The following is a 225-nucleotide window of genomic DNA, read 5'->3' on the forward strand; positions in this document are numbered from 1 at the left end:
CACTACTCGTTCAAACGCGACAAGCGCGACAACATCACGCTCAACAAGCAGATCGAACGCGCCGAGAAGGTCGCCGACGGCACCCGGCCGACGAAGAAGGACCGGTTCGTCACGATCGACGGGAAGAGCGTCGGCGTCAACTGGGCACAGATCGAGAAGGCGCGCACCTGGCAGGGGCTCAAAGGCTATGTCGCCAACATCCCCGAGGACGTGCTCGACGGGGCC

1 pseudogene is annotated in these 225 nt (G+C 63.6%); it reads left to right on the top strand.

Annotated features, from left to right (window positions below):
* Positions 1-225, top strand: a pseudogene (locus J1M46_RS14970) (IS1634 family transposase); the annotation flags it as partial.

Origin of the sequence: Agrococcus sp. KRD186 (genome assembly GCF_017168255.1) — a bacterium.
Classification (GTDB): domain Bacteria; phylum Actinomycetota; class Actinomycetes; order Actinomycetales; family Microbacteriaceae; genus Agrococcus.